The organism is Staphylococcus sp. EG-SA-2 (assembly GCF_017152085.1).
Window position 1 is genome coordinate 1 of the sequence record NZ_JACYHC010000499.1, and the last position, 4,121, is coordinate 4,121.

5 protein-coding genes are annotated in these 4,121 nt (G+C 32.9%); 1 reads left to right on the forward strand and 4 read right to left on the reverse strand.

Going from position 1 to position 4,121, the window contains the following annotated elements; genetic code table 11:
- A partial coding sequence (locus tag IDG60_RS07810; protein WP_206160597.1) for an MAP domain-containing protein occupies positions 1-257 on the forward strand: 257 nt, incomplete at its 5' end.
- Between the two features lie 386 nt (positions 258-643).
- Here the strand turns inward: IDG60_RS07810 and budA are convergent.
- The 4 genes from budA to rpsI all read right to left on the reverse strand — a co-directional run.
- Positions 644-1,348, reverse strand: coding sequence for an acetolactate decarboxylase (gene budA / locus IDG60_RS07815; RefSeq protein ID WP_000179065.1), 705 nt, complete (start codon positions 1,346-1,348; stop codon positions 644-646).
- 36 nt (positions 1,349-1,384) lie between these two features.
- The gene (gene alsS / locus IDG60_RS07820) at positions 1,385-3,049 is read right to left on the reverse strand and encodes an acetolactate synthase AlsS (protein WP_000130138.1); all 1,665 of its coding nucleotides are present in this window, start codon (positions 3,047-3,049) and stop codon (positions 1,385-1,387) included.
- Positions 3,050-3,495: 446 nt separating this feature from the next.
- Positions 3,496-3,678: a hypothetical protein gene (locus tag IDG60_RS07825; RefSeq protein ID WP_000651261.1), complete on the reverse strand. Its 183-nt coding sequence runs from the start codon at positions 3,676-3,678 to the stop codon at positions 3,496-3,498.
- 346 nt (positions 3,679-4,024) lie between these two features.
- On the reverse strand, positions 4,025-4,121 hold a 97-nt coding region (gene rpsI, locus IDG60_RS07830; RefSeq protein ID WP_149508669.1), incomplete at its 5' end, for a 30S ribosomal protein S9.

Below are 4,121 nucleotides of genomic sequence, written 5' to 3' on the forward strand. Positions count from 1 at the left end.
CTGCATTACATCGAACTTACTTTGTTTTTCCAGAAAATAAAAAGGTACTTTATCAAGAAATTGACAGTAAAGTAAAAAATGAATTAGCTTCACAACGTGGTGTTACAACAGAAAAAATTAATAATGCGCAAACTGCAACTTATACACTTACTTTGAATGATGGTAATAAAAAAGTAGTGAATCTAAAGAAAAATGACGACGCTAAAAATTCAATTGATCCAAGTACAATCAAACAGATACAAATTGTAGTTAAATAATAATTTGAAAATGAAGAATAATTACATGAGGCAAACGCTGAAAAATTGCGTTTGTCTTTTTAGTATGAAATGAATGATCGAACTTGTAATTTATTATTGATTGCTTCTACTGACAATAGATTAGATTGGCCTATACTAAAGTAAATTCTATATTAATGTCTTCCTCAATTTATTATCTAAACATAACAGCAAATCTCAAATATCTGGAACCTAAATAAATCCCCTCACTACCGCTAATAGTGAAGGGATTTATTTTATTACTTAGACGTAATTATAAATATATTTGTTCTATTGTAGTCTTGCTTAATCATATAAAAAAACTACCATTTCCAAATAACGCATTTTGAAGTCAATTTTCATAAACCGTCATTACATTTCCGCATTCATTATTCAGCTTCTCTAATTTCGTCCGCAATATCTTTATAGTCAATATTTGCATTTATGAAATCTTCATCTTGAATTGGAAAATGCTGTTCAAATGTTTCTATATTTTGGATTTCTACCTTAACATCTTCTACTTCAAAATCTAAGACATGTCCACCAAAATTACGATCATCATTTGCAAAGTGTACATGGAATCCTGCTGATCCGATACCATGGAATAGTTCTGGTGTAAAGAACCCAACGACTGAACCTTTGACGTATGTTTCAGTTTGCTCAGGTTGTCTTCTAGCTGAATCGATTAAACGTGTATAAGGTGGCTCTTGTGCCGGCATCATACGTACATGCATTTTTTTAAATAAGCCTGAAATTTTTACTGCAGAAAATAAATTTTCACTCAACATCTTTTCCTTAATTTCTGCAAAAACTGCTTCAGAAGATTTATCTTTCGTTTCATAGCTTGTATCTGCTACGAATTTAGTTACAGTTGCATATGGTGTTAACTCATCACCTTTTAATTCTACAAATTCTTTATGTTCATTTGCATGGTAAGCTTTTCCATCTAAAAAGATGACCTCACCATTTGAACCTGTTAGTGTAGCGATACCTAGGTCACCATGTTGCAATAATTCATTTATTGATGCAGTTCCTTTTAATAATCCTGCCATTAATGTGCCTAATGTACCATGTTGATATAAAACACTAGCCATAAAATTTCCCACTCCTCATTAACATTTATCTTTGTTTTAGTTAAATACGTCAGGTAACATATTTGTTGAAAGTTTGATATTATCTTTGTAGTTTACAGGTATATCAATTAATACTGGGCCATCTGTTTCATACCCCTCTTTAATTGCCGCTTCTAATTCTTCTTGATTAGTAACTCGTAAACCTTTTGCGCCAAATGATTCAGCATATTTTACGAAATCTACAGGACCGAAGTCTACGCCTGATGAACGTTTATATTTCATTTCTTCTTGGAATTCAACCATATTATATTTTCCATCATTCCAAATAAGTTGGATAATGTTTAGATTTTTACGTACGGCCGTTTCTAAATCTTGTGATGAAAATAAAAAGCCTCCATCGCCAGCAACGGATACAACTTGCGTATTAGGGCGTACAAGTGCAGCTGAAATTGCCCACGGTAATGCTACACCAAGCGTTTGCATACCGTTACTAAATAATAAATGTCTTGGATTGTAACTTCTGAAATTACGTGCCATCCAAATATAGTGACTACCAACATCAACTGTCACTGTTGTTTCATCAGTTAATACCTTTTGCATAGATTCTATAATTTCAACTGGGTGTAAGATGCCTTCTTCATGCGTCGCTTTAATACCAGTTTCTTCATCAATATGCGCTCTTAACTGTTCTAATTCATCCAAATGTTGTTGATTTATAAATGGTTCATCTACTTTGTCAGAAATCATTTCAATCGTTTTAGCAATATTACCAATCAACTCTTTTTTCGGTTGCATATAATTAGTAATTTCAGCTTGAACTTCGTCAATATTGATTATTTGCGTATCTAATTCTTTATTCCAGTTACTAGCCTCATATTCTATAGGATCATAACCGATTGTAACAACTAAATCACTTTTACGTAATAATTCATCACCAACTTGATTACGGAATAAACCCACTCGGCCAAAGAAATGATTTTCTAATTCACGACTAATCACACCCGCACCTTGGAATGTTTCTACAACGGGTAAATTGGTACGCTCTACTAATTTGCGAATGGCATTCGTTTCGTCTGCACTTGAACTTCTCATTCCAGCTAGTAAAACCGGAAATGATGCATTTTTAATCGCTTCAATGACATCATTAATATCCTGTTCACTTGGTACACCTAAATTTGGTTTTTGACAAAGTGATATCGCCTTAGATTCAACTGGTGAAGAAATCACATCTTGCGGAATACTAATAAAACTTGCGCCATTTTTCCCTGAAGTAGCAATTCGAATTGCATTTGTCATAACTTCTGATAATGATTCAGGATCTTGTACTTCTTCACTATATTTTGATGAATATTTTAATAAAGCAGCATTATCAATACTTTGATGCGTTAATCGTAATAAATCATTACGTTTCACTTGGCCGCCTAACGCTAAGACAGGATCCCCTTCAGATGTAGCTGTTAATAGTCCAGTCGTTAAATTACTTACACCAGGCCCACTTGTAACAAGTACTACACCCGGTTTGCCTGTTAATCTTCCAATACCTTGCGCCATCATTGCGGCGTTTTGTTCATGACGCGTGACAATAAGTTCAGGACCATCATCAATTAAAGCATTAAATAGATAGTCAATCTTTGCACCCGGAATACCAAAAACATATTCTACCCCATTATTTTTCAAAGTATCAATAACCATATCGGCTGCAGTGTACTTTTTATCAGTCATTTATATTCATTTCCCTTCAAATGTGATGTATAGATGTGTATTACATGTAATTACATTGTGATTTGTAATCTAATGATAGTTACGCAAAATTAATGATGTTTATCAAAATTTTACATGTACGATTAGATTTGCAATACATAAAAATTGCCTTCATTACATTATATAACCTTTGTAAGATGAATAAAAATCGTTATTTGTAATACTAAGTATTCCAAAAATGCATGAGTAGATTTTGTAGGGAGTGATTATGAGTGATGGAGGATTGATTGATGTGAAGAATTGTTACAATAATTTTTGGATGTCGTGTTTAGTCAATGGCGATTTGAAATTGTTGTTTTATGGCGGACTGAAAATGTTGTTTTTGGCGATTTAAAATTGTCATTTCGATAAAAAAAGCCACAGCAAGACTTAGATCTAACTGTGACTTATACATTTCATACTTATATTTATCGATTGTTTTTATAGTTATAAATGATAGATGCAGTTCCTAAACAAATTAAGAAGATAATCATTAAATACATAGAAAAGTTGTCTGTTTTAATATAAAACCTAAAAAGTAGAAACACCAGCATCGCAACAATAAAATAAACAGGAATAAAAGCTTTCTTCCAAAATATAAAATCTTTCAATTAAGTCACTCCTTATTTTGATAATACTCTTAAATCATGGTTCTTGAGTTATCGTCTGGTTTTCGTCCCGTAGTTCTTCCATTGAGCCTCTATGATTAGAACACAATCGTCCGGTTATCATACGGCCTCCGCAAGCTAAATGATAATTTAATAATGGACACTTTTGATTGTTTAAGCATGTACAAATCATACGTGCAAATCACTAATACATAGTTGAATTTATTCTATTCCTGAGACATTAAATAAAGGAAAATTCATTATACTCTACACGTTCCATATTCCCCACACAAACGTAAAAAAACACCTCGACATAACTTCGAGGTGTTTTGTATATATCGTCCGACAATTAACGTTTTGAGAATTGAGGTGAACGACGAGCTGCTTTAAGACCTGGTTTTTTACGTTCTTTCATACGTGGGTCACGAGTAAGTAATCCAGCGCGT

Coding starts and splice junctions, on each gene's coding strand:
- budA (WP_000179065.1), bottom strand. CDS start 1,348: ATGGCTAGTGTTTTATATCAACATGGTACATTAGGCACATTAATGGCA.
- alsS (WP_000130138.1), bottom strand. CDS start 3,049: ATGACTGATAAAAAGTACACTGCAGCCGATATGGTTATTGATACTTTG.